Source organism: Micromonospora sp. NPDC005806 (assembly GCF_042871425.1).
Classification (GTDB): domain Bacteria; phylum Actinomycetota; class Actinomycetes; order Mycobacteriales; family Micromonosporaceae; genus Micromonospora.
Window position 1 is genome coordinate 1 of record NZ_JBIAIL010000017.1, and the last position, 25,361, is coordinate 25,361.

A 25,361-nucleotide genomic window follows, 5' to 3' on the forward strand; every position below is an offset into this window, starting at 1 on the left:
GCGGCGGGGGGGGGGGGCGGCGGCGCGGCGGGGGGGGGGGGGGCGGGCCGCCCGCGGGGCCGCCCGGGGGGGGGGCGGGGGTCGGCCGCCCCCCCCCCCCCCCCGGGGGGCCCCCCCCCGCGCCGCCGCCCCCCCCGCCGTTGTGGTGTCGGCTGTTGTTCGTGTCCGCTGTTCCTGTTGCTGCTGTTTCGTGGCCGGGGTCACCACTGCACGGCGATGTACTTCGCCTCCAGGTAGTCCAGCATCCCGTGGTGGCCGCCCTCCCGGCCCACGCCGCTCTGCTTGGTGCCGCCGAACGGTGCGGCCGGGTCGCTGACCAGGCCACGGTTGAGGCCGACCATGCCCGAGTCGAGCGCCTCGCTGACCCGCAGGCCGCGCGCCAGGTCGCCGGTGAACACGTACGACACCAGTCCGTACTCGGTGGCGTTGGCCAGCCGGATCGCCTCGTCCTCGTCCTCGAACGTCACGATCGGCGCCACCGGCCCGAAGATCTCCTCCGTCAGGATCGGTGAGTCCGGGGTCACGTCGAGCAGCACGGTGGGCTCGTAGTAGAAGCCCTCGCGCTCTGGACGGCGACCACCGACCACGGCCTTCGCGCCCGCATCGACCGCGCTCCGGACCAGCTCCTCGACCTTGGCGGCGGTGTCCCCGTTGACGAGCGGGCCCACCTGGTTGGTCTCGTCCAGCCCGGGCCCGACGCGGAGCACCTTCATCCGCTCGGCGAGCCGCTTGCTGAACTCGTCGGCGATGGAGGCCTCGACGTAGAACCGGTTTGCGGCTGTGCACGCCTCACCGGCGTTGCGCATCTTCGCGACCATGGCGCCGTCGACAGCGGCATCCAGGTCGGCGTCGGCGAACACGAGGAACGGGGCGTTGCCGCCCAGCTCCATGGAGCAGTTGATCACCTGGTCCGCAGCCTCTCTCAGCAGGATCCTGCCCACCTCGGTGCTACCGGTGAACGACAGCTTGCGCACCCGCGGGTCGTGCAACATCGCCGAGACGACGGCACCCGAACGACGGGCGGGCAGGACGTTGACGACCCCTGGTGGCACGCCGGCGTCCTCCAGGATGCGGGCCATGGCGAGCGCGGTCAGCGGCGTGTCGCTGGCGGGCTTGAGCACCATGGTGCACCCGGCCGCCAGCGCGGGACCGATCTTCCGGGTCGCCATGGCCGCCGGGAAGTTCCACGGGGTGACGAGCACGCAGATGCCGACCGGCTGCTGCAACACCAGGATCTTGTTCGTCCCGGAGGGTGCTGTCACCACCTCGCCGGCTGCCCGGACGGCCTCCTCCGAGTACCAGCGGAAGAACTCGGCGGCATAGGCCACCTCCCCGCGGGCGTCGGCCAGCGCCTTCCCGTTCTCGAGCGTGATCAACCTGGCCAGGTCGTCGGCCTGCGCGGTCATCAGCTCGAACCCGCGGCGGAGGATTTCGGCGCGCTGCCGCGGGGCGGTCGCCGCCCACCGCGCCGCCGCCTGTTCGGCTGCGTCCACGGCAGCGATCGCGTCCTGGACGGTGCCGTCTGCGACGGTGGTGATCACCGACCCGGTCGCCGGATCGACCACGTCGAACCGACCGCCGTCGGCGGCGGGCACGGCCTTGCCACCGATGTACAGGTCGGTGAGCAGGTCGGCAACCCGGAGCGGACTGGGGGCAGAGGTCGTCTCGGGCATGGGGTGTCACCTTTCCAGAGAAGTGGACACGAGAGAAGGAGCAGGGGTTCCGCGACGTCGGCTCAGTACGGGTTGGCGACCACGAGGTCCTGGGCCGGGAAGAGAGTGAGGATCCGAGGCCCCTGCGGCGTCACCACAACCTCCTCCTCGATCCGCGCCGCCGAGAAGCCGTCGCTGGCCGGGCAGTAGGTCTCCAGCGCGAACACCATGCCGGGCTGGAGCTCGATCGGCTCCTTCATGCTGTTGAGCCGGGAGATGATCGGGCGTTCGTGGAGGCCGAGGCCCAGTCCGTGGCCGAACTGGAGGCCGAAAGCCGCCATCTCGTTCTCGAACCCGAACTCCTCCGCCTTCGGCCACACCGCCGCCACCTCGTCGGTGCCGACACCTGGCTTGATCATGTTGATCGAGGCGTCCATCCACTCGCGGGCCTTGGTGTAGGCGTCACGCTGGCTCGGGGTCGCACTGCCCACGCTGAAGGTGCGGTAGTAGCAGGTGCGGTAGCCGTTGAAAGAGTGGATGATGTCGAAGAAGGCCTGGTCCCCTGGCCGGATCAGGCGGTCCGAGAAGTTGTGCGGGTGAGGGTTGCACCGCTCACCCGAGACCGCGTTGATCGCCTCGACCTGGTCGGACCCCATCTCGTAGAGCCGCTTGTTGGCCAGAGCGACGATCTCGTTCTCCCGGATCCCGGGCTTGAGGACCTCCACGATGTCCTGGTAGACGCCGTCGACCATCGCGGCGGCCTGGGTCAGCAGCATGATCTCGTCGTGGGACTTGATCTGCCGCGCGTCGAGCATGAGCTGCTGGGCGTCGACCACGGTCAGCCCCTGCCGCTGCATCTCGAAGAGGAACGGCGGCTCCACGATGTCGACGCCGACCGGGGCGTCCGCGACCCCGGCGTCCTCGAGCAGCCCCTTGATCTGTCGCACCGCCTGCTCCATCAGGCCGGCGGTGGGGGCGATGGCCCCGCGGAGCCCGAGCATGCCGGCATGGCAGTTGGTCGGGTCCAGCCAGGGCGAGTAGAGGCGGTGGTGCCGTGCGGCCGACCCGAAGTCCCAGAGCATCGGCTCGCCACCCCGGGTGAGCAGCGCGTAGCGGGTCATCTTGTCGCCGAGGGCACCACCGATCCAGGTCTGGGTGGTGTACCGGATGTTGTAGAAGTCGAAGAGCAGGTAGGCACCGCACTCGCTGGCCTCCAGGGAGGCCTTCGCCCGGGCGAGGCGGTACTTCCGCAGCCTGTCGAAGTCGACGCGCTGCTCGTAGTCGACGCCCATGTGACCGGGGGCGGCCATGGGTGCGGCGGCCGGAGCTGCCGGCTTCATGGCTAGCTCACCTCGTCCGCTGCGCTCAGTCCGTCGTCGACGACGACGTCCTCCGGCTTGAGCACGAGGCCCGAGGCCGCCGCCTGCTGGTCGAGGAGGATCGCGAAGTCCTCGTCGACGCGGCCGCTGCTCACCGTGGCCTGCACGAGCTGGGCGGTGGCTGCGGCGACCGGCATGGGTACGTCGAGCTGACGAGCCGCGGCAAGACCGAGGTCGAAGTCCTTCCGCAGCAGGGTCGGCGTGAAGGTGGGGGTGTAGTCGAGGTTCACGAACGCCGGCGTCTTGTACCGGGAGAACACCGAGCCCATCACGCTGTTGTTCAGGAAGTCGAGGAAGGCCGCCCGGGAGACGCCGCCCTTCTCGGCCAGGACGGTGATCTCGGCCATCGACTGGGTCACCACGCCCAGGAACAGGTTGTGGCAGATCTTGACCAGCCGCGCGACATCGCCCTGACCGGCGTACGTGACCGACTTGCCGAGGTGCGCCAGCAGTGGGGCGACGAGGTGGTAGGTGTCCTCGGGGCCGGAGACAACCAGGCTGAGGCCGCCGGCCTTGACCACCTTGCCGTTGCCGCTTACCGGCGCGGCGAGGAAGGCCACGCCGCGTTCCGCGCAGGCTTCCCGCATCCGCTCCGACGACTCGGTCGAGACGGTGGAGCAGTCCACGACGACGCCGGGGACGTGGTCGCGGTCCTCGAGCAGGCCACCCTCGCCGAGGAGCACCTGCTCCAGGTCGGACGGGGTGGAGACCATCGTGAACACGACGTCGCGGTCCCGCAGCTCGGCGATCGAGTCCACCACGGTGGCGCCGACCTCGGTCAGAGGTTCGGCCTTGGCTCGGGTGCGGTTCCAGGCGGCGAGATCCACGCCCCCCTTGGCGAGGCGGCGGGCCATGGCGAAGCCCATCCGGCCGGTCCCGATCCAACCGACCGTCAGATCGGTGGAGTCACTGTTGGTTGTCATGAGCCTGCCTTTGCAATCGTTTGCATAACAAGGTAGTAACGGCTGATTCCCGAGTCAAGCCGAGGGTCTGGGGTGTGCGGACCGGGCTCCTGCGAGCTTCCGCGCGAGCCAGTCGGCGGTGTAGGGCCGGTGCCAGGGGGCGACGTTCGCGCAGCCGTGGTTGCCGTTCTCGAGCATGACCAACTCCACCTCTCCCCCCGCCTCACGCCGCAGTCGCTCGGCGTGCGGCCACGGAATCAGCCGGTCCTGCCGGCCGAAGACGATCAGCAGTGGGGCGGTGATCTCGGACGCGGACTTCTCCAGCGACAGGGTGAGGGCGATCCGCCGGGCCTCCGCCTCGTCGCGTGCCCGCGAGCGGACCTCAAACGTCTTGCGCGTGAGCTCGGGGAGGCCCTCCCAGCACTCCCCGAAGTTGAACGGTCCGGCGAGGGCGACACAAGCCTTCACCCGGTCCCCGAGCGCGGCAGCGATCCGTGGTGCGTAGTAACCGCCCAGGCTCACTCCCCAAACGGCGATCCGGTCGCTGTCCACCTCAGTCATCTGCAAGAGCGCCGAGAAAAGCGCCTCGGCGGGCGCGGTCCAGTCGCCCCTGATCGGCAGGTCGTACTCCGCCTCGCCCTGCCCGGGGCCGTCAACGCTGAAGGTGGCCAGCCCACGGTCGAGGAAGGTCTCCGCCGTGCTGTGCAACTCCTCCTTGGTCGAGTCCAGGCCGGGGACCATGAGCACGACCGGGTGGGGGCCTTCACCCTCAGGTAGCCGGAGCACGCCGACCAGGCGGGCTCCCTCGAACGGGATCTCCACCCGCCGGCCGGGTCGTCGCAGGTGAGGCAGCGCGTCGCGGTAGCAGCGAACCGCCCGCTCATGGGCCCGGCGCATCTGCTCGAGGTCTTCCACGAAGACGAACTTGCCGAAGTGGTAGTAGACGGCCGCCTGGGTCAGGTGCTCTCCGGCGGAGAGAAGCCGGTCCTGCGCAAGGGCGTCTCGACCGAGGCGCTCGTGCTCCGCACCCACCTCGGACCATGCCCGGCACCAGTCCTCCCAGCGGGCGACGCTTGCGGTGATCCGCTGAAAGTCCCAGACGGTGACCCCGTTGGTGGTGAAGCGGGGGGCCCAGTGGGCGATGGCGGTGGCCACCCTTGCGTCCGTGTCTGCCACTCCTCGACCTCCCTGCGTCCGACTCCTGCAAACGAATGCAGTCTCTCCGCGCTCTCCACGGCATGTCAAGCACACCGCTTAGCTCGGTTGCACGTCGGGGATGCGAGACTTCATGGTTGGAATACTGCAATCGACTGCACGTTGCGTTAGTCTGCCCAGCAACGTCAGGGCGGCCGGAGGACGAGGAGACGCAGGTGGAACTGGTTGTCGGATCCTTCACCCCGTCGGTCCTGCTCGCCGTAGCGCGGCGCACCGGGCGGCTTGAGGAGCAGAGCCTCGAGGTGACGGAGGTGGCCGTGCCATCCTCCCCCGCGCAGTTCCGCTCCCTGATCGCGGGCGAGATCGACGTCGCGCTCACCAGCCCCGACAACGTGGTGGCGTACCGGTTCAGCCCGGAGAACCCGTTGGGGGTCATGGCCGACGCCCGCATCGTCAGCGCCGTGGACCGCGGCCTGGGGCTCGGGCTCTACGGCAGGCCAGGTCTTGCCCCCGAGCAGCTTCGCGCGGCTCGGGTGGGTGTCGACGTACCGACCTCCGGTTTCGCCCTCGCCATGTATGCGCTCGCCGAATCGCTCGGCGTCGGGAGGGACGAGTACGAACTCCTGACCCTCGGCTCGACGCCCAGGCGACTCGACGCCCTGCTGGCCGGTGAGTGTGACGCGACGATGCTCAACGCGGGCAACGAGCTGCTGGCTGAGGCAGCGGGAGCGGTGACCCTTGCCCGGGTAGGCGATGTCTGCTCGCCCTACCTCGGCACGGTCGTCAGTGTTGTGGGCGAGCGCTTCCTCGAGCCGGCGCGTCGCTTCGGTGATGCACTGAGGGAAACGGCTCGTGACATCTGTCATGGAACAGCCGAGACGGCGGCCGCGGAGGAGGCGGCGTCGGTGCTCGGCCTTGCCGGGGACCTGGCCCGGCGCTACGTGGCACGCCTGCAGAGCACCAGCGAGGGCCTGGTCCTCGACACGGCGGTCGACCTGGCGGCACTCACGACCGTCGTGGACCTGCGCCGGCGCTACCTCCCTACCTGGAGGGACGGCCGGGACGTGCTCGCCGGTGCCTTGGCTCCCGAGTCGGGCCTGACGTCGTACGCCTCCTCGGAGGCCTGATGGGCGGCACGGCCTCCCGGCGCTGGTCCTCGCCGATCCGGCTGCTGCAGTACACCGCATTCGTCAGCACGCTGGATCGCTTTGCAATGCCCCCGATGCTGCTCGCCATCGCGGTCGACCTCGACGTGCCCCTGTCCCGCGCCGTCCAGGCGGCGGGCGCCTACTTCGTGGCGTACGGCCTCATGCAACCGGTCTGGGGGCTGGTGTCGGACCGGCTGGGGCTCGTCCGGACGTTGCGCATCACACTCTTCCTGTCGGCGATCACCACAGCGGCCTCGGCACTCGCCGGTTCGGTGCTCGCCCTGGCGGTCCTCCGCTGCCTGGCCGGCGGCTTCTTCGGAGCGGCCTTCCCCGCCGCGCTGATCTACGTCGGCGACACGGTTCCCGCACCGCAACGACAGAACCAGATCACCCGGCTCATGGTCGGGGTCGCCCTCGGAACAGCGATGGCGTCCACACTGGCTGGCATCCTGGCGCACGTGGCAACCTGGCGCCTGGCCTTCCTCATCACCGGGGGCTCCGCGCTGCTGCTGGCCAGCGGCCTGGGGCGCCTCGCCGAACCGGCGGTGACCCGCACGCACCGGACCGTGGTCGCACCCCTCGTGCAGGCGATGCGGTCGCGGGTGACCGTGCTGGTCCTCCTGCTGGCCTTCATCGAGGGTGCGGTCCTGCTCGGCGCGCTCACCCTGCTGCCGCCGGCGGTGGAGGCAACGGGGGTGAGCTCCTCGGTGGCCGGCAGCGTCACCGCCGCCTACGGCGTCGCCGTCTTCGTGTCCGCGCGCCTCGTGGGGCATCTCTCCAGGGACCTGCATCCCTCCTGGCTGATCGGTCTCGGCGGCGCCGCGGCCCTGGTGGGCTGCGTCGTCATGGCGGCGTCCCAGGCGCCGACGGCGGCCCTGCTGGTCGCGCTCCTGCTCGGCCTAGCCTGGGCCGCCATGCACTCCTCCTTGCAGACCTGGGCGACGGAGGTGCTGCCGGGAGCGCGGGCGACGGTCGTGTCGCTCTTCGCCGGGTCACTCTTCGTCGGCAGCGCCGTCGCCGCCGTCGTGGTCTCCGGCCTCGCCCAGGACGACCGCTACCGAGAGATCTTCCTCCTCGCTGCTGCCACAAGCGTCCCGCTTGTGCTGCTCGCGGTATGGGGCCGCGCGACGTGGCGCCGGGCGGAGGAGGAACCGGCGTGAGGGGTAGGCGATGAGCAGGCCAATTCGCAAAAGGCGCACTATCATCACTGCCGTGCCCAACCCCACCCTCCGCGACGTCGCCGAAGCTGCGGGTGTTCACGCAGCCACCGCTTCCCGGGCCCTGAACCCCGAGACGCGACGACTGGTGAACGCGGAGACGGCCCGGCGGGTGCTGAAGGCGGCTGAGTCGCTCGGATACCAGCCGAACCCGATCGCACGCAGCCTGAAGACCGCAAAGTCGCGGACGATCGGGCTCGTCATCCCGGACCTGACCAACCCGCTGTTCCCCCCGATCGTCCGCGGCATCGAGGACGTCCTCGGCCCTGCCGGCTACAGCGCCCTGATCGTCAACACCGACCACGACCCGGCCCGAGAGGAGGCCCTTGTGGCCTCACTCCGGTCGCGGCAGGTCGAAGGGCTGATCATCGCCACGGCCCGCCTCGACCACCCCCTGCTGCGGGAGCTGCACGAGCAGGGCGTCCAGATGGTGTTGGTCAACCGCCGCACCGAGAACGTCGACGTACCCTGCGTCACCCCCGACGATGCGGCCGGGGTCGCCATGGCCGTCAAGCACCTCGCCGGGCTCGGGCACACCCGGATCGCACATCTGGCCGGTCCGACCAGCACCTCCACCGGTGTGGTCCGCGCGAACGCGTTCCGCACAGCCCTGCACGAGCACGGCCTCGATGACGACCCGTCGCTGATTGTCGCCTGCGAGTACTGGACGGAGGACGCGGGCGCGCAGTCCCTGCGGCACCTCCTGGACTCCGGAGCGGACCCAACCGCGATCGTCGCCGGCAACGACCTGATCGCCCTCGGATGCTACGACGTCTTCGCCGAACGAAAAATCTCCTGTCCTCGGGACATGAGCGTGGTCGGCTTCAACGACATGCCCTTCCTGGACAAGCTGCGTCCGCCCTTGACCACGATCGCGGTTCCGCACCACCAGGTCGGGGTGGAGGCGGCCCACATGCTGCTGGAGCTGTTCGAGGACTCCGCCCGACCCTCGCGGTCGGTTCTCCTCCCCCTGTCGCTCGTCGTGCGCGGCTCCACGGCACGCCCGTCTCGCAGGTGACAGATGACCGCGGGCCCCGCCAGCACGCCCGCCGGCCCCGAGTTCAGCCAGGAGGAGATGGCGCGCCGCACCGCCGGCACGGCGACTCGTCCTCGCCCACGGGTCAGCCTCCACCAGACGGCGGCTGGACTGCTGCTTCTTCGGGCCCTGGTGACGATCCAGGGACGGCCCCGCCTCGAACTCCAGTCCGGCTAGCCGATTGAGGAGCCGGCGAAGCGGCCGCCGTGCCGTTCAGCCGGGGCGGACCGGGCTCGAACCCGCGCCTCGAACGCTCGCCTGGGAATGAGCGTCCGATCCCAGTGAGCGGCTGCCAGACCGGATTCCAACGCTCGGGCTGGCCGTCCAGTCGGGGCCTTCGCCGTCGCGCATTGCCTCAAGTAATGCTCAAATCCGGCTCGGGCAGCTCTTCGCAGCGAAGAACGTGCATACGCTCATCGCACCCGGCTCTCTCACGGTCCTCCCCGACCCCGTCACGACGGCGACCGTCGTCGTGCGCGGGCCGACCTTGCGCGAGCTCAGCACAACCGTCCTGGATGGATCGGTCCGACCGCAGCAGGGCCAGCCACCACGTCAACCACACGTCGCAAGCAGAAGGAGGGGAGAATGCGACGCATACAACGGCGCATCGCGCTTCTCGCGCTGCCCGCCCTGGTGGGAAGCGTCCTCATGGCAACCGGGCCCGCGGGCGCAGAGCCCGCCGGGTCGGCAGCCACGGCGGGCTCGGGACGATCCCGCCTCGAGGATCCGGAGGCGGTACGCCTCGTACGCATCCACCTGACCGGCGCCGACATGCTGGACAAGGTGGTCGCCGCGGGCTTCGACCTGGAACACGGCCTCAAGCGCGTGCCCACTGGCATCGAGGGCGAGGCCGTGGTGACCGGGGAGCAGATCGCTGAACTCGAGGCGATGGGCGTCGGTATCCTCGGCGACGGCGAGGGCTTCGCGTGGAGCGGGGAAGCCGACGGCGGCACCCAGGCCTCCCGCGCGGGGGTTGTCCAGCCGCTCAGTCACGAGGAGACGGTGCGGATCGTCCGCGCGGACTGGTTCACGACGAAGGGCCAGGGTTTCCTGTACGTCGAGGCACGAACCACCGAAGGGCAGCAGACGAGCCCGATCGTGACGATGCAGCTCGAGAACGACTCGGGCGCGGACACATCGTTCGGCTCCGCCCGGACGATGAGCCGGTTCGTCGACTCCGGGCAGTACATGTTCCACCGGAACCTGTTCAAGCTCGACGCACGCCCGAACCAGATTCGAGTCACGAGCTCGACGGGGGGCGTCAACACCGGTTACGTCTCCAACTGGCTCGAGGACGGCGCGCCGCCGCTGACGGCGAACCCCGCCTACAAGTGGGACTTCGTCGACGGTTACCGGCACCCGCAGCAGCTCTTCAGCCGCGCCGAGGAGATCGCCCGCCAGTACCCGGACATCGCCGAGATCGTCTACCTGCCGAACAAGACGAACGGCTACCAGCGGAAGGCGCAGGCCACGATCGGGGGCACCGGGCAGGCCGCCGTCGTCGTCAGCTCGGCGGCGTGGGGCCACGAGGGTGGCAACGACATCACCGTCGAGTTCGTGAACCGGCCGGGGGCGAACCTCCCGCTCGCAGTAGAGGTGGCGGGCAAGGCGGTCCGCGTCCTCCTCGCGAAGGACGCCTCCGCTGGGCTCGCGAGCACGGCCGCACAGGTGGCGGCGGCACTGGAGAGCCAGTCCCAGGGCCTGATCGACCGGGCGCACCCGTACCGCACCAACGCGGGCACCGGCATCGTCGCGCCGACGTCGGGACCGGTCGCGCTGACCGACTTCCTCGACCAGAAGCGCGTCGGCGCGCCAGAGGGCGAGGTGCCGCGCGGCCCGGCCACGATCCCCGTCCTGCGGATCGGCAAGCACCGCGACGGCAGCAACCCGGGTGTCCTGATCCAGGCGCAGGACCACGCCCGCGAGTGGGTGCCCGCGACGACCTCGCTGGAGACGGCCGAGCGCCTGGTGCACAACTACAAGTCCGACTGGGAGACGAAGAAGATCGTCGACAACACCGACATCTTCCTCATCCTGTCCAACAACCCCGACGGGGCGAACTACAGCTTCTACAACTTCGCCTCGCAGCGCCGGAACATGACGAACCACTGCGCGGACGACAACGCCGATCCGGCCCGGCGTAACGCCTGGGGCGTCGACCTGAACCGGAACTACCGGGTCGGGTCGGGCCACGACGGCTACTCGGGCGGGTCGACCAGCTGCGTCAGCGACACCTACCAGGGACCGGAGAAGCTGTCCGAGCCTGAGTCGAAGAACATCATCTGGCTGGTCGAGAAGTACTCGAACATCAAGTTCATGATGTCGGTGCACTCCAACGGCGGCCAGCTGTTCTGGCAGCCCGGTGCCTACATCGCCGACGGGCGGATCACCACGCCGCGCCCGCCCCTGGGTGACGAGGCGTTCTACTGGCAATCGGCCGCCCGGATCCTGTCGCAGGTCAAGGCGCACCGGCAGACCGTCGTCACGCCGGAGAACGTCGGCGGCTCGTCGGATGTCCTCTACTCCTCCGCGGGCAACGTGCGCGAGGACCTGTACCACACCTACGGGATCTACGCCTTCGGCTGGGAGGTCGGCGGCTCGGTCTACAACCCGGCCACCGGCAACTGGCAGGGCGGTTCATTCCAGCCGGCGTGGGTGGGAAACCCGGACCTCGTCAGCGGCCACTCCGAGACGATGGAGTACGCCAACGGGATCATGGAGATGTTCCGGATCGCGGCGGAGTGGGGCAAGGACCACCAGAAGCCAACGTCCCGGATTGTCCCCGGCGGCGGGACGTACTCCGGGCCCGTCGACGTGCGCTTCGAGACAAGCGAGCCGGCCACCATCTACTACACGACGGACGGCAGCCGGCCCACACTCGAGTCGCCACGCTACGAAGCGACCGAGTTCCGCGAGCCGGGGCAGGTGTTCCACGTAACAGAGACCACCACGTTCCGCTGGTTCTCGGTCGACAGCGCCGGCAACATCGAGCAGAACTACGACCCGGCGAACAACGACACGCGCAACAACTACCGCACGGCGACGATTACGGTCGTCGAGCAGTAGTCGGGCGGCACGCCCATCCCGTGCTCATTGCCTCGTCAGTGGGGTTTCGCCCGCACTGACGAGGCAATGGCCGCACGTGCTCCACCTAAATACCTCACGTTCCGCCACCACAGTGGAAGAGTGTCAGCGCTTGTGCAGCGGCATCAGCGGGAACGCCGATGCGGTCGTGCGCTCACGGTTCGCGGCACCAACCGCTTTCTTGGCGGCGGTCATGGCGCCTCGGCCGGGCAGGTTTGGCGCAGCCGGGCCAGCACCGCCCTGCCCGCCTCGTGCAGGGCGTCGACCTGGGCCGGGGTGAGCGCGTCGAAGAACAGCTCCCGGAGCCGGGCGGCGTGGGTGGGTGCGGCAGACCGGATGCTGGCCAGGCCCGCGTCGGTGAGCCGGACCGTAGGTGCCCGGCCGTCCTCCAGGCACTCCTCCCGGACGACCAGGCCCCGTTGCTCCATCCGGCGCATCTGGTGGGCGAGCCGGCTCTTCTCCCACTGGAGCTCGGCCCGGAGCGTCCGGGCCCGCATGGCGTGGTCCGGGGCGCCGGCGAGGGCGGCGAGCACCTCGAAGTCGGACTCGGAGATGCCCGAATCCTGCTGGAGGGACTGGCCCAGCGCGAGCGCGAGCTGGTTGCGCAGCCGGTGGAAGGTGCGCCAGACCTCCTGCTCGTGCTCGTCGAGCCGGTTTCCCCATTCGTCCACCCGACCAGCGTAGTTCGCCTCCACGCCTTGACTGGTCGGGAAATCGGGGGCCGGTCGGGGATGAGCGGGGTCACATCGCAGCCCGTGGCGCGCGCCGTACACTGGTTGACGCATCAACCTTTGGGGGTAGTCGTGTCAGGTAACTACGGCCACCGCCTCGAGTTCGGCACCTTCGTCACGCCGACGAACGCGTCGCCCGAGACGCCGGTGGCGCTCGCCAGGCGCAGCGAGGAGCTCGGCTACGACCTGGTCACCTTCCAGGACCACCCACACCAGCCGGCGTTCCTGGACACCTGGACCCTGCTGTCGTGGGTCGCCGGGAAGACCGAGCGGATCCACCTGGCCGCGAACGTGCTCAACGTCCCGCTGCGCTCCCCGGCGGTGCTGGCGCGTTCCGCCGCCAGCCTCGACCTGCTGTCCGACGGCCGGCTGGACCTCGCCCTCGGCGCTGGCGCGTTCTGGCCGGCGATCGAGGCGATGGGCGGCCGGCGGCGGAGCCCACGGGAGGCGGTCGACGCGCTGGACGAGGCGATCGACGTCATCCGCGCCGTGCTGGACGCCGGTGACCCCACGCCGCTCCGCTACGCCGGCGAGCACTACCGTCTCGACGGCGCGGAGCGCGGCCCGCTGCCGGCCCACCACATCCCGATCTGGCTCGGCGCGTACCGGCCACGAATGCTGCGGCTGGTCGGCGCGAAGACCGATGGGTGGCTACCCTCGCTCGGCCCGATCGAGCCCGGCGATCTCCGAGCCGGCAACAAGATCATCGACGAGGCGGCCTGGGAGGCCGGCCGGGACCCGGCGGAGATCCGGCGGCTGCTGAACATCTCCGGCCGGTTCGCGTCCACCCGGCAGGGCCTCCTGCACGGGCCGGCCGCGAGCTGGGTCGAGGACCTGCTGCCGCTGGTCGTCGAGGACGGCGTCGGCACGCTCATCCTCATGGCCGACGACGCCGTGACCATGGAGCGGTTCGCGCGCGAGGTGGCGCCCGCGCTGCGGGAGGCGGTCGACCGGGAACTGGGAACGCCGCTGCGCACCATGGGGCTGCGCCCCGTCGCGGTCCGCGGCAAGCGGCGCCCGGGCATCGCGTACGACGAGGTGCCTGCGTCCCTGGCCGGCACCGCCGTGGAGCCGGGCGACATCGGGTACGCCCGGGTCAAGTCGACCTACCTGCGCGGTGGCGCGCCGGGCCTGGTGCTGCAGCCGCGAACTCCGGCCGAGGTGGCGGACGCGCTCGCGTTCGCCCGGGCACACCGCCACCTGCCGCTCGGCGTGCGCAGCGGCGGTCACGGCATCAGTGGCCGGTCGACCAACGACGGTGGCCTCGTGATCAGCCTCGCCCGGATGAACGAGATCGACGTGCTCGACGAGGCGACCCGCCGGGTCCGGATCGGGCCCGGGGCGCGCTGGATGGACGTGGCCGCCGCCCTCGCCCCGTACGGCTGGGCCCTCACCTCCGGTGACTACGGCGGTGTGGGCGTCGGCGGGCTGGCCACGGCCGGCGGCGTCGGTTGGATGGCCCGCAAGCACGGGCTGACCATCGACCACGTGCGCGCGGTCGAGCTGGTCCTCGCCGACGGTACCCAGGTCCGGGCCAGCGACACGGAGAACCAAGACCTGTTCTGGGCGGTACGCGGCGCCGGCGCCAACTTCGGGATCGCGACCGCGTTCGAGTTCGAGGTCGACGAGGTCGGGCCGGCCGGCTGGGCTCAGTTCGTCCTCGACGCGAGCAAGCCAGCCGACCTGATGGTCAAGTGGGGCGCCGCGGTCGAGGCCGCGCCGCGCGACCTCACCAGCGCGATCATCATGGGCCCGCCCCGGCTGGGTCAGCCGCCGGTGGCCCAGGTGATGGCGATGGTCGACTCGGACGACCCGGCCACGATCGTGGCCCAGCTCCAGCCGGTCGCCGACATCGCCCCCGGCTACGACCAGTCGGTGGTGCTCACCTCCTACGCCTCGGTGATGGCCAACGCCAGCGACGGCCCGCACCAGGCGCAGGGCGAACCGATCTCCCGCACCGGCCTGATCGAGCACCTGACGCCCGCGTTCGCCGAGGCCGCCGCCCGCCTGTTGGCCAGCGGCGTCGTCTACTTCTTCCACATCCGGTCGGTCGGCGGCGCGGTCACCGACGTCGACCCGGACGCCATGGCGTGGAGCCACCGAGGGGTGAACTTCCACGTCACCGCGTTCGGGCGGCATCGCGGCCGGCTGGACGCGCTGTGGGACGACCTCTTTGCCCCCTACCTGCGCGGCACCTATCTCAGCTTCGAGACCGACCTACGGCCGGAGCGCCTCGCCGAGGCGTTTCCGCCCCGCACCCTGGCCCGGTTGCGCACGCTGAAGAAGCGGTACGACCCGGCCGGCCTGTTCCGCGACAACTTCCTAATCACACCCGACACCGCATCGAGGACCACGCCATGACCGACTACGGACACGACCTGCTGTTCGGAGCCTTCGTCACGCCCACCGTCCAGCCCGTCCGGCACGCCGTCGACCTGGCCGTGACGGCCGAACGGGCCGGGCTCGACCTGGTCACCTTCCAGGACCACCCGTATCAGCCGCGGTTCCACGACACCTGGACGCTGCTGAGCTACGTGGCCGCGCGCACCGAGCGGATCCACCTCAGCGGCAACGTCCTCAACCTGCCGCTGCGGCAGCCGGCCGTGCTGGCCCGCAGCGCGGCCAGCCTCGACCTGCTCAGCGGCGGCCGGTTCGAGCTGGGCATCGGCGCGGGCGGGTTCTGGGACGCCATCGAGGCGATGGGCGGCCGGCGGCTCAGTCCCGGTCAGGCGGTCGACGCGCTGGAGGAGGCGATCCGGGTCGTCCGCGATATCTGGGCCGCCGACAAGCCCGGCGGCGTACGCGTCGACGGCGAGTACTACCGGGTCCACGGCGCCAAGCGGGGACCCGCCCCGGCCCACGACGTGAACGTCTGGATCGGCGCGTACAAGCCGAGGATGCTGCGGCTGACCGGGCGGGTGGCCGACGGTTGGCTGCCCACCCTCCAGTACCTCTCAGGAGGGCCGGCCGACCTGACGGAGATGAACGCGCTCATCGACGAGGGCGCCGCGGCGGCCGGCCGGGAGCCCGCGCAGGTCCGCCGGCTGCTCAACATCGGCGGCCAGTTCGCGTCGACCGGCCGGTCGCTGCTCAACGGCCCGCCCGAGCAGTGGGCGGAGGACCTCGCCGGGCTGACGCTGGAGCATGGGGCGAGCGCCTTCATCCTGGCCGCCGACGACCCGGCGGCGATCGAACTGTTCGCCGCGGAGGTCGTCCCGGCCACCCGGCAACTGGTCGCCGAGGAGCGCGCCCGCCGCGCGGCCTGACGTCGTCGGCGGCGCGCGGGCCGCCGCTGGCGGACCGAGGCAGCGGGCACCGAGGCCTGGCATCAGCCATCGGTGTGCGTCCGCGCGCCGCCGTTAGCCGTAGTACTCGACCAGACAGAACTCATGCTCCTCCGGGTCGGCCATGACGACGACCACACCCTCTTCGTAGTCGTGCCGCTTACCGGTGAACCGGCCACCGAGATTGATGACCGCCGTCATGGCCTCGTCGATGTCGTCGACGGTGATGTCGAGGTGAATCCGCACCTTGCCTGTTTGGGGCCCAGGCACTGGCTGGAACACCAGCCGCGGCTGCGAGTCACCTCGCTCGCCGAGGTAGACCCAGCCCTCCTGCGACGGTCCGGGCTCGCGACCGAGCAGGGCGCTCCAGAATCGGGCTACCCGCTCGGGGTCGAGGCAGTCGATCGTGACACCGGACCAGACGTTCGCCATTCGCCGATCCTGGCAGAGCGCGTCCATCGAGAACGCGAGAACATCGCCCACACTGCCCAGGGCTATTTATGGACCTCCTGACCGACGCCCAGCCGCAACTGCTCCCCCGTCGCCAAGGGAACGTCGTCACGGAAGTAGCCGCGTCGCACCTCCTCGTCGGGCAGCGTCCCGCCGCCGAGCCGGCGGTATGTCGTCTGGGCATCGGAGCGGGCGACCGCCTCCACGCGGGCGCGGAGCCTCGGGTTCGTGCGAAGCGCCCGGGCGAAGGCAGCCGAGCTCCACCAACCAACCTCCAATTGCGAGTCGGTTCCCCGCCGCTGGTCCACTGCCTGATCCTCTTCCCCAACGTTTCGGCAGACGGGTCCTTCAATATGGACACCCGGACGGTAGCGTGACAAGATCTCCGAGTGAGCTGGGCAAGCTCGCATCACCATGGAACTTTGGTGGGCTATTTCGACATTTTTAACCCATGAAGGCCAGAAACCAGAGAAGGCTATGAAATCAAAGCCTCCTCATTTTTGCCGCGAATGTAGCGCTTGGCCGCTGCCATGCTGTCAGCCAGTTGGTGAAAAGTTCAGGCGTTGACTTGTCATCGCCATGCGAGCACCATCAGTGACGCATTCAAAGTCGACAGAACTAGGCGGCCCGGGCAAAAGGACCCCGAGAAGTAGAGACACGATCGTTGACAAACGACCATGTCAACACGCTCGCGCAGTTCCTGTCGACACAACCTTCCGTGGGATCCACAACCAGCGGAGGGTAGTGACACCAGATGCCGCTCGGCGCGCATCGCGACCCGATTTGCGGAAGCGGCACCGTTCCTCATCCAACGCATACTCCGCGTCTCAGGAACGTCCCAATGTGAAATCCCGCATCCTGGTCGCCGTCGCGGCCCTTTTCATCCTGCTCGGCACGCCCTCGCCCCGCCCTCGCAATTAGGCGAGTGTGGCCAGGTGTCACGACTACGCGAAGCGCGCGTAGCACTCCCATTAAGGAGACCCCCATGTCCAGAACAAAGCGAAGACTCGGAGGGTCGGCATTCACGATTGTCGCAGTAACTGCGCTGACTGCCGCATTCTCTCAGCCGTTCTCCGCAGCATGGTCCTCACCGTTGGCCGGTGTCAGCGGCGCGTCTGCGGCCGCCGCCGCCTGTGACAAGGTGCCGACCGGTGTGCAGGTCAGCGATCACTTTCTGCCCTTCACCGTCCCCGCCGGGCTGATGCCCGACCCGCAGTTCGACGGGCTCCCGGCCGAGCTGCAGGTGCACCGCGTCCAGCCCGTCTACGCCCACGGCAAGTGCCACTCGGTGCCCAACCGGGCCGCGGTGCTGATCCACGGCCGCACCAACTACGGCCCCACCACATTCGACCTGCGACAGCCCGCCCCCGAAGGCGGCGAGCTCAGCGTGCAGAAGGCACTCGCCCGGGCAGGGATCGACACCTTCGCCCCCAACCTGCTCGGCTACGGCCGCTCGACGCGCTTCTCCCACGGCCTGGACGATCCGGGCAACGCAAGCCTGCCCGCCTACAACCCAGACGGCACCTGCTCGAACCCGGTCGGGTGCGACCGCACCCATGTCCCGGTCTTCCCCCTCAATCAGCAGGGGGCGGCGCAGGATCCGACGTTGCTCACCAATCCGCTCGGCGGACAGCTGCGGGCGCACTCGAGCCACGTCCGGTTCGCCCGCGTCGACACCTTCGTTCGCGACATCCGTCAGGTCATCGACGACGCCATCGCGCGGGCACAGCCGTCGGACGGCAAGGTAACCCTGGTGGGCTACTCGGCTGGCGCGCAGCACGTCGGCCGGACGCTATACGCGGCCAACCCGAACCCGCTCCTTCCCCACAGCGACCAGTACATCGCCAAGGTCAACCGCGTCGTGTTCGCGGCGTCGCTCTTCGGTTTCGACACCGAGGAGACACCGCCGCCGGGCGGCAGCTTCGCTACCTTCCCGCTGCACGTCTTCGTCGGTGGCGGACCCGGGAACCTGCCGCCCGACCGCGAGGCGGCCTGCACCGGCCGTGTGGTCCCGGGCAGTCGGGAGCAAGTCGCGGCGCAGAACCGGGAGGAGGATCCCGTGGGCGCCCAGTGGGGAGGGACCATCGCCGGGCACCCGACCGGCCTCGCCCGCAGTCCGGTCTTCTCCAGCTACGGCTGGAACACCGAAGTCGCAGCACAGCTGACCCCACCCACGCTCGTCATCCACGGTCTTGAAGACGCCCCGCCGACGTCGCCAGCGAACGCGGACGCCATCTACAACGCCGCCCCGATGACGAACAAGGTGCTAGTAAAGATTGCGTGCGGAAGCCACACCTTCTTGTGGGAGGGCTGCTCCGGGCACCGGTGCACCCCCACCGTGGGCACCCCCTACGGCGGCACCCCCGGTGCTCCCTGGGCCGGTCCCCATTCCACATTCAAGGCGGCGCTGATCGAGTGGATCACGAGCGGAACCTTCAACCGCGCCTCTAACGGAAAGTTCACCGTCAACGAGAGCGGGGTGGCGAGCAACGTGCCCTGAGGTCGGCTGGCGTTCGACGGTTTGAAGAAGGCCCGGGTCACGATCGGCGATCAAGCCCGTGACCCGGGCCTTTCTTGGGAGCGGCCCAACGGAACGGATAGAACCGTCGACCTACGCATTAGAGATCAAATTGTCAACTCCGACGGCCTGGGCACCCGCACTGCAGCGATCCCGCCGGACCCGGACAGGTCACCCTCATCGACCTGCGGGACCGGGACAACCCGATCGTGAACCGTTACCGATGACACTCCACCGTTGTCGCATCGCAGCCGAATGACCAGGGTTGCAGCGGTGACGTGCCGAACGACGTAACGCCAGATCCCCGCAGTCGCAGTACCGATGCCCGCCGATTGATGGCGTGACATCTCAACTGGCCGTCCGTGGGGAATCCGCGCTGGCCGCTGACACTGCTGACGCAGCCGCCGTGGTTGGGGTGCGTGGTCCGGTGACGTGGCCAAGGGTGGGCGCGTCTGGTGCCGTTCTGGGGCCACCGCGGCCCGCCGAGGCCCGAGAGCGGCGTCGAGCGCATGTGGCATCCTGCGGTCAGCGGCGGGCGTATGGACCGTCGTGGTCGGCGCAGGGCAGACACGGCCGGCATGCGACAGTGTCGGCTGGGTGAAGGTCGACGACTGACCGCACCGCCTCGGAGCAGGGAGGCAACCGGCCGATGTTCAACACCGCACGCCTGCAGGTCGTCCTGGAGATCGCCCGCCACGGCACCATCGTCGCCGCCGCGGAGCGGCTTCAGCTGAGCCCGTCCGCGGTCTCCCACCAGCTCGCCACGTTGGAGCAGGAGGCCGGGGTGGCGCTGGTGGACCGGGGGCCGCGCAGTCTGCGGCTCACGGTCGCGGGTCAGCGCTTGGCGGACTACGCGCAGCAGATCGCCGATCTGATGTCGGCGGCCCGCGACGAGCTGTCCGCACACGGCGAGGGCCGCCGGGGACTGCTGCGGATCGGGTTCTTCGCCACCGCCGGGACAGAGCTGCTGCCGCGCGCGCTGTCGAGCTTCACCCGGGACAATCCGCAGGTCGAGTTGGCGCTGATCCTGGGGCAGCCGCACGAGCTGCTGCCGCGGCTCCACCAGGGTGAGTTGGACCTGGTGGTGGTCTTCGATCATCCGCTGAGTCCTGCCCTGGAGTCGCCGGACGCGAAGGTCGAGCCGCTGATGGTGGACCCGCAGCTGGTGGTGCTCCCCGCGGATCATCTGCTCGCCCGCCGGCGGCGGCTTCGGCTCGCAGACCTTGCTGCCGAGCCGTGGATCACCACGCTCGGGGTGCAGGGCGAGGTGTCGGTGCTGGAGTTGGCAGCGCGAGCGGAGGGTTTCGCGCCGCGGATCCGCTGCCGCAGCGACCACTACGAGGTGGTGCTGGGCCTGGTTCGGGCCGGTGTCGGGGTGGCGCTGGTACCGTCGCTCGGCCTGCGTAACCCTGGCGGGGTGGCGGTGCGGCAGCTCGCCCACGCCAAGCTGTACCGGGACATCGGCGTGGCGTTGCGCCCCGGCAACCCCAATCCGGTGGTCGGCAGGTTCGTCGAGCGGCTAACGGACGCGGCGGCGACGCTCAGTCAGGAGCTGTCGGAACGGTGGGGTCCGGCGAGCCGGTCGACCGTCGCACCCCAGCGCCGCAGCTCGGCCACGGCGGCCCGCTCGGCCCCCGGCGCGAAGGCGGCGACCACGGCGTAGACGACGGTGTGCCCGCCGGACACGATGCCGGTGTCGGCGCGTACCCCGGTGTCGGTGCCGGTCTTGTTCTCCACCCGGACGCCGTCGCTCGACCACGGGTCGTGGCCGATCGAGTCGGCGACCATCGTGCGGTCGGTGTTCCCGGCGAGCCAGCCGCGTAGCAGCTGGCGCGCCTGCGGGCTCTGCCAGGTCCCCTGCGCCACCCCGGCGAGGAAGGCGCAGAGTTCGCGGGCGGTGCCGGTGGCGAAGGTTTCCGGTACGTCGGGACCGCGCTCGGCTCGGATCCGGTCGTGCAGGATGGTGTTCCGCAGCCCGGCGCGGCGGGCCAGGTCCTGCACCGCGTCCAGGGTCACCAGTCGCAGCAGGGCGTTGGTGGCGGCGTTGTCGCTGACCGCGGCGACCGCGGTGGCCAGGTCGACGACCGTCCACCGTCGGGGCGACAGCTTGCCGATCAGGCCGGTGCCGCCGACCTCCCGGTCTGCGTCGAGCAGCTCGACCGGTTGGCCTTCGGCGAGCGTCCCGTCGGCGAGCCGGCGGGCAACCTCGCCAAGGAGCAGCACCTTGCCGACGCTGGCCAGCGGCAGGACCAGGTCGGGGTCGGTCGAGAGGGTGCGGCCGTCGTCCAGCCGCCGCACCATCGCCCCGACCCGCACCGGCGGGCCGTCGTGCGCCGCGCTCATCGCCGCCCCGGCACGGCCGGCTGCCGATCCGCCACGGCCAGCACCCGGCCGGGTCGCGCGTCGGTGACCGCACCGCCGTCCACGACGACCCGGCCGCCGACCAGCACGCACCGCACGCCGTGCGGGGGTGCCAGCGGATCGTCGTACGTAGCGCCGTCGGCGACCCGCTGCGGGTCGAGGACCACCAGGTCCGCGGTGTACCCGTCAGCGAGCAGCCCGCGGTCCCGTAGGCCGAAGCGGTGGGCGGGCATCGCCGTCATCTTGTGCACCGCCTCCGCCAGATCCAGCAGTCCCACGTCTCGCACGTAGTGGCCGAGCACCCGGGCGAAGCTGCCCGCCCACCGCGGGTGGGGGCGGCCTCCCTTCGGTACGCCGTCGGAGCACAGCATCGTCAGCGGGCTGGCCAGCACCCGGCGTACGTCGTCCTCGTGCATGGAGTGGCTGAGGATGGTGACGTCGCCGTGTTGGGCGGCAAGCAGGTCGCAGGCGTAGTCGACGGGGTCGACGCCGCGCGCGGCGGCCAGGTCGGCGATGGTGTGGCCCTGGGCGTCGGGGTTGTTCGCGGCGGACGCGACGCGGATCAGGTCCCAGCCGCCGTTGCCGACGGTGTTCTCCCAGCCTGGCACGCCGGCGACCAGGTCGTGGCGGATCCGGTCGCGGACCGCCGGCTCGGCGGCGGCGGTGAGCATCGCCGGTACGCCGTCGGTGATCAGCCACGGCGGCAGCATCGCGTGCAGGGCGGTGCTGCCGGCGGTGTACGGGTAGACGTCGCAGGTGACGTCCAGCCCGTCGTCGCGTGCCCGTTCGAGTCGGGCGAGGGTGCGGACGGTGGCGCCCCAGGCGCGCCGCCCGGCCGTCTTGTGGTGGGAGACCTGCAGCGCCGACCCGGCCGCGGTGGCGATCTCGATGGCCTCCTCGAGCGCGGATTCGACCTGGGACATCTCGTCACGCAGGTGTGTCACGTAAGGCTTGCCGTGTGCGGCCGCCACCCGCGCGAGGGCGATGACCTCGTCGGTGCCGGCGTTGACGCCCGGGGAGTAGATCAGGCCGGTCGACAGGCCGGCCGCGCCCGCGGCGAGCGCCTCGTCGAGCAGCTGACACATCCGCCCGAGCTCCTCGGGCGTGGCCGGCCGCTGGGCGAAGCCGACCACCGCGGCGCGCAGCGTGCCGTGGCCGACGAGGGCGGCGAGGTGGTTGCGCCGGGCCGCGCCCTGCGCGTCGGCGAACTCGGCGAACGACGCGTACGCCGACGTGGGTGGGCCGAAGGTCGCGGCGATCAGCTCCCGCACCGGCCCATCGCGGTCGGGCGGGATCGGGAAGGGGCTGATGCCGCAGTTGCCGCAGATCTCCGTGGTGACGCCTTGGCGCAGCGGCGCGAGGCGCAGCACCTCCCGCTGCTCGTCGTCGCCGGCGAGCAGGTCGGAGTGGGTGTGCACGTCGATGAACCCCGGCGTGACGACCAGCCCGGTCGCGTCGATGACCTCGGCGGCGGGCGTGCGGCTGCCCGGTGGCAGCAGCACGAGCCGCCCGTCCCGGACGCCCACGTCGCCGGTGCGGGCCGGCGAGCCGGTGCCGTCGAGCACGTCCCCGCCGGTGATCAGCAGGTCGAGCCGCGTCATCAGAGCACCTTGGACAGGAAGGCGCGGGTACGGTCGTGCCGCGGCGCCGCGAGCACCTCGCGGGGTGGCCCCTGCTCGACGATCAGGCCCTCGTCCATGAAGACGAGGTGGTCGCCGACCTCCCGGGCGAAGCCCATCTCGTGAGTCACCACGATCATGGTCATCCCGCTCGCCGCGAGGTCCTTCATCACCTCCAGCACCTCGCCGACCAGTTCCGGGTCGAGCGCCGAGGTCGGCTCGTCGAAAAGCATCAGCTTCGGCGACATGGCCAGCGAGCGGGCGATGGCCACCCGCTGCTGCTGGCCGCCGGAGAGCTGTGCGGGGTAGTGGTGGGCGCGGTCGGCCAGGCCGACCCGGTCGAGCAGGTCAGCGGCGCGCTGCCGCGCGTCGGCCGTCGGGACGCCCTTCACCGCGACCAGGCCCTCCATCACGTTCTCCCGGGCGGTGCGGTGCGGGAACAGGTGGAATCGCTGGAAGACCATGCCGATCGACTCGCGCTGGCGGCGCAGTCGCGCGTCCGGTAGTGGCCTCAGCCGGCCGCTGCGCTCCTCGTATCCGATCAGCTCGCCGTCGACGTAGACGCGACCCGCCTGCGGCTCCTCGAGGTGGTTGAGGCAGCGCAGCAGGGTTGACTTGCCGGAGCCGGACGGGCCGACCACGCAGGCCACGCGGCCGCGTTCGATGGTCAGGTCGATGCCGCGCAGCACCTCCAGCCGGCCGAAGCTCTTGCGCAGACCGCGGCATTCCACCATGGGCGGGGTCATCGCGCGCTCCCCGTGAAGCGCAGGTTGCGGGCGATCCGCCCGCGCAGGGTCACCGGCACGGTGGCGCCGAAGCCACGGCTGAACCGGCGTTCCAGGTAGTACTGGCCGATGCTGGCGACGGTGGTCAGGACCAGGTACCACAGGGACGCGACGATCAGCAGGGCGATCACCTCGAAGTTGGTCAGATAGAGCCGCTGGGCGACGGTGAGCAGGTCGGCGCCGGCGATCACCGAGACGAGCGAGGTGGTCTTGAGCATGGAGATGAACTGGTTGCCGGTCGGCGGGACGATGATCCGCATCGCCTGGGGCAGCACCACCCGCCTCATGATCTTCAGGCGGGACATGCCCAACGCCGCCGCGGCCTCCTGCTGGCCGGGGTCGACCGCGCGCAGGCCGGCCCGGACGATCTCGCTCATGTAGGCGCCCTCGTTGATGCTGAGCCCGAGCAGCGCCGCGACGAATCCGGTGACCAGGGTGTTCGTCTCCCAGGTCACCAGCTTCGGGCCGCCGAACGGCACGCCCAGCCCGATCTCGGGGAAGATCAGCGCGATGTTGAACCAGAAGATCAGCTGCACCAGCAGCGGCGTACCGCGGAAGAACCAGACGTACGCCATGGCGCCGGCGCGCAGGATCCGGCTGTCGGCGACCTGCATGAGCGCCACGATGACGCCGAGCACCATGCCGATCGCCATGGACGCGACCGTGAGCTGGGCGGTGACCCAGAGCCCTTCCAGGATGACCCGGTCGAACTGGTACTTGACGACGATGTCCCAGTGCAGGTTCGGGTTGATCGCGATGGTCCAGCCCAGCCAGGCCAGGATCAGGGTGGTCGCCCCGGCCGCCAGCCAGCGCCCCGGTCGCAGCGGGTGGCTGATCCGGTTCACCTCCGGCGTCTCCGGGCCGGCGGGCCCGGCCGAAGCCGGGCCCGTGACGGTCGCATCCACCGGTGTGCTCACTTCTGGTCGTTGACCGTCGCGGTCTGCACGCCGCTGCCCTGCACGCCCCACTTCTCGAGGATCTTGGCGTACTCCCCCGCCTCGATCAGCTCCTGCAGGGCCCGCTGGACGGCGTCCCGCAGCTGGCTGTCCTTCTTGTCGATCGCGATGCCCCACGGGCCCGCCTCGTACTGGGCCTCCAGCACCTCGTACTTGCCGCTCTCCTGGGCCAGCATCTTGGCCACCGGGTAGTCCACGATGGTGGCCACCGCGCGACCGGCGTCGATCTGCAGCAGACCGGTCGGGGCGTCCTCGCTCTGCGAGATGGTCATCTTCTTGGCGCACGAGGTGTTCTGCTTCTCGCCGATGGCGAGGTTGGAGCTGCCCTTGGCGAGCACCACCGCGCGGCCGCACAGGTCCGCCAGGTCCTTCACCCCGGCCGGGTTGCCCTTCGCCACCATGATCGCGCCGCCGGCCTGGAAGTAGTCGACGAAGTCGACAGCCTTACGGCGCTCCTCGGTGTCGCTCATCGAGGACATTGCCAGGTCCCACCGGTCGGCCTGCAGGCCCGGGATCAGGCCGGGGAAGCTCGCGTTGGTCATCTCCAGCTTCAGGCCGAGCCGCCCGGCGATCGCCGCCGCCAGCTCCGGATCCACGCCGATCAGCTCCTGGGTCCCCTCCTTGTACATCTCCATCGGCGGGTAGCCCTCGGCGGTGGCGACCCGCAGGACGCCCTTCTCCTTGAGGGCGGCCGGGACCAGGTCGGCGGCCTTGGCGTCGGCGGCGACTGAGGCGGAGCCACCGGCCTGCGGTGTCTGACCGCTGGTCGAGCGTCCGCAGCCGGCGACGGCGAGTGAGAGTGCGGCGAGACCGACGACAATGCGAAGCGCACGCTTCCTGACCACCGGAAACCTCCTGCCTGAGACGATGGCGGGGACCCTATCCGGGATCGGTCAGCATGAACAGCCTGAATGCTTTGCGGGGTGAGCATCGAAATTTTCGGCGCTCACCCGTGGAGACTGTGATGCCGGGCCTGGACGGGTCGGCGGCCAGGCGGTCCCCCAGCCAGCAGAATGCTCACCGCGCCGAGGGCCCTGCCGACCCGGGCAAGCTGCTCGAATCGTGGCGGCCGAGCCCTCGGCAG

At 70.4% G+C, this 25,361-nt stretch carries 21 protein-coding genes; 9 read left to right on the top strand and 12 right to left on the bottom strand.

From position 1 onward, the window contains the following. Positions 1-200 precede the first annotated feature (200 nt). The 4 genes from ACFYOS_RS18860 to ACFYOS_RS18875 form a co-directional block, all read right to left on the bottom strand. Entirely contained in the window at positions 201-1,673 is a 1,473-nt protein-coding gene (locus ACFYOS_RS18860) for an NAD-dependent succinate-semialdehyde dehydrogenase (protein ID WP_387142816.1), read from the bottom strand. 62 nt (positions 1,674-1,735) lie between these two features. After that, on the bottom strand, positions 1,736-2,992 hold the full coding sequence (locus ACFYOS_RS18865; protein WP_387142819.1) for a M24 family metallopeptidase: 1,257 nt from the start codon (positions 2,990-2,992) through the stop codon (positions 1,736-1,738). A gap of 2 nt (positions 2,993-2,994) precedes the next feature. Beyond that, positions 2,995-3,954, bottom strand: a complete 960-nt coding sequence (locus tag ACFYOS_RS18870; RefSeq protein WP_387142822.1) for an NAD(P)-dependent oxidoreductase — start codon at positions 3,952-3,954, stop codon at positions 2,995-2,997. A gap of 54 nt (positions 3,955-4,008) precedes the next feature. Beyond that, positions 4,009-5,109 (bottom strand): alpha/beta hydrolase family protein, encoded by a 1,101-nt coding sequence (locus ACFYOS_RS18875; protein ID WP_387142825.1) that lies wholly within the window; start codon positions 5,107-5,109, stop codon positions 4,009-4,011. Between the two features lie 194 nt (positions 5,110-5,303). On the opposite strand from ACFYOS_RS18875, the gene ACFYOS_RS18880 reads away from it, so the two are divergent. The 5 genes from ACFYOS_RS18880 (at position 5,304) to ACFYOS_RS18900 (ending at position 11,555) form a co-directional block, all read left to right on the top strand. After that, the gene (locus tag ACFYOS_RS18880; protein WP_387142828.1) at positions 5,304-6,215 is read left to right on the top strand and encodes an ABC transporter substrate-binding protein; all 912 of its coding nucleotides are present in this window, start codon (positions 5,304-5,306) and stop codon (positions 6,213-6,215) included. Next, on the top strand, positions 6,215-7,396 hold the full coding sequence (locus ACFYOS_RS18885; RefSeq protein ID WP_387142831.1) for an MFS transporter: 1,182 nt from the start codon (positions 6,215-6,217) through the stop codon (positions 7,394-7,396). The genes ACFYOS_RS18880 and ACFYOS_RS18885 overlap by 1 nt, the downstream gene beginning before the upstream one ends. 52 nt (positions 7,397-7,448) lie before the next feature. Next, positions 7,449-8,471 (top strand): LacI family DNA-binding transcriptional regulator, encoded by a 1,023-nt coding sequence (locus tag ACFYOS_RS18890; RefSeq protein WP_387142834.1) that lies wholly within the window; start codon positions 7,449-7,451, stop codon positions 8,469-8,471. A gap of 3 nt (positions 8,472-8,474) precedes the next feature. After that, complete coding sequence (locus ACFYOS_RS18895) at positions 8,475-8,666, top strand: hypothetical protein (RefSeq protein ID WP_387142836.1); 192 nt, start codon at positions 8,475-8,477, stop codon at positions 8,664-8,666. 408 nt (positions 8,667-9,074) lie between these two features. Continuing rightward, positions 9,075-11,555, top strand: a complete 2,481-nt coding sequence (locus ACFYOS_RS18900; RefSeq protein WP_387142839.1) for a M14 family metallopeptidase — start codon at positions 9,075-9,077, stop codon at positions 11,553-11,555. A gap of 209 nt (positions 11,556-11,764) precedes the next feature. Here the strand turns inward: ACFYOS_RS18900 and ACFYOS_RS18905 are convergent, their stop codons facing one another. After that, positions 11,765-12,244: a MarR family winged helix-turn-helix transcriptional regulator gene (locus ACFYOS_RS18905; protein WP_387142842.1), complete on the bottom strand. Its 480-nt coding sequence runs from the start codon at positions 12,242-12,244 to the stop codon at positions 11,765-11,767. Between the two features lie 132 nt (positions 12,245-12,376). On the opposite strand from ACFYOS_RS18905, the gene ACFYOS_RS18910 reads away from it, so the two are divergent. After that, on the top strand, positions 12,377-14,665 hold the full coding sequence (locus ACFYOS_RS18910; protein WP_387142845.1) for an LLM class flavin-dependent oxidoreductase: 2,289 nt from the start codon (positions 12,377-12,379) through the stop codon (positions 14,663-14,665). Then, positions 14,662-15,570 carry an LLM class flavin-dependent oxidoreductase gene (locus ACFYOS_RS18915; protein WP_387142848.1) on the top strand — a complete coding sequence of 303 codons (909 nt, stop codon included), beginning with the start codon at positions 14,662-14,664 and terminating at the stop codon, positions 15,568-15,570. The genes ACFYOS_RS18910 and ACFYOS_RS18915 overlap by 4 nt, the downstream gene beginning before the upstream one ends. A 93-nt stretch (positions 15,571-15,663) precedes the next feature. Here the strand turns inward: ACFYOS_RS18915 and ACFYOS_RS18920 are convergent, their stop codons facing one another. Both ACFYOS_RS18920 and ACFYOS_RS18925 read right to left on the bottom strand, forming a co-directional pair. Continuing rightward, entirely contained in the window at positions 15,664-16,020 is a 357-nt protein-coding gene (locus ACFYOS_RS18920; RefSeq protein ID WP_387142851.1) for a VOC family protein, read from the bottom strand. 62 nt (positions 16,021-16,082) lie between these two features. Next, entirely contained in the window at positions 16,083-16,244 is a 162-nt protein-coding gene (locus ACFYOS_RS18925) for a hypothetical protein (RefSeq protein WP_387142853.1), read from the bottom strand. Between the two features lie 887 nt (positions 16,245-17,131). Here ACFYOS_RS18925 and ACFYOS_RS18930 point away from each other — a divergent pair. Both ACFYOS_RS18930 and ACFYOS_RS18935 read left to right on the top strand, forming a co-directional pair. Then, positions 17,132-18,538, top strand: a complete 1,407-nt coding sequence (locus ACFYOS_RS18930) for a hypothetical protein (protein WP_387142856.1) — start codon at positions 17,132-17,134, stop codon at positions 18,536-18,538. A gap of 667 nt (positions 18,539-19,205) precedes the next feature. Further along, a complete protein-coding gene (locus ACFYOS_RS18935; RefSeq protein ID WP_387142859.1) occupies positions 19,206-20,219 on the top strand; it encodes a LysR family transcriptional regulator in 1,014 nt (337 codons plus the stop codon). Here ACFYOS_RS18935 and ACFYOS_RS18940 read toward each other — a convergent pair. From ACFYOS_RS18940 to ACFYOS_RS18960, 5 genes are read right to left on the bottom strand one after another with little or no spacing between them, the layout of a single operon-like run. Further along, the gene (locus ACFYOS_RS18940) at positions 20,102-20,899 is read right to left on the bottom strand and encodes a serine hydrolase (RefSeq protein ID WP_387142862.1); all 798 of its coding nucleotides are present in this window, start codon (positions 20,897-20,899) and stop codon (positions 20,102-20,104) included. The genes ACFYOS_RS18935 and ACFYOS_RS18940 overlap by 118 nt on opposite strands. Beyond that, positions 20,896-22,518, bottom strand: a complete 1,623-nt coding sequence (locus ACFYOS_RS18945; RefSeq protein ID WP_387142864.1) for an amidohydrolase family protein — start codon at positions 22,516-22,518, stop codon at positions 20,896-20,898. Before ACFYOS_RS18945 ends, ACFYOS_RS18940 begins: the two co-directional genes overlap by 4 nt. Beyond that, positions 22,518-23,282, bottom strand: a complete 765-nt coding sequence (locus ACFYOS_RS18950) for an amino acid ABC transporter ATP-binding protein (RefSeq protein ID WP_387142867.1) — start codon at positions 23,280-23,282, stop codon at positions 22,518-22,520. Before ACFYOS_RS18950 ends, ACFYOS_RS18945 begins: the two co-directional genes overlap by 1 nt. Further along, entirely contained in the window at positions 23,279-24,238 is a 960-nt protein-coding gene (locus tag ACFYOS_RS18955) for an amino acid ABC transporter permease (RefSeq protein WP_387142870.1), read from the bottom strand. The genes ACFYOS_RS18950 and ACFYOS_RS18955 overlap by 4 nt, the downstream gene beginning before the upstream one ends. After that, positions 24,235-25,122, bottom strand: coding sequence for an ABC transporter substrate-binding protein (locus ACFYOS_RS18960; protein WP_387142873.1), 888 nt, complete (start codon positions 25,120-25,122; stop codon positions 24,235-24,237). Before ACFYOS_RS18960 ends, ACFYOS_RS18955 begins: the two co-directional genes overlap by 4 nt. Between the last annotated feature and the right edge of the window lie 239 nt (positions 25,123-25,361).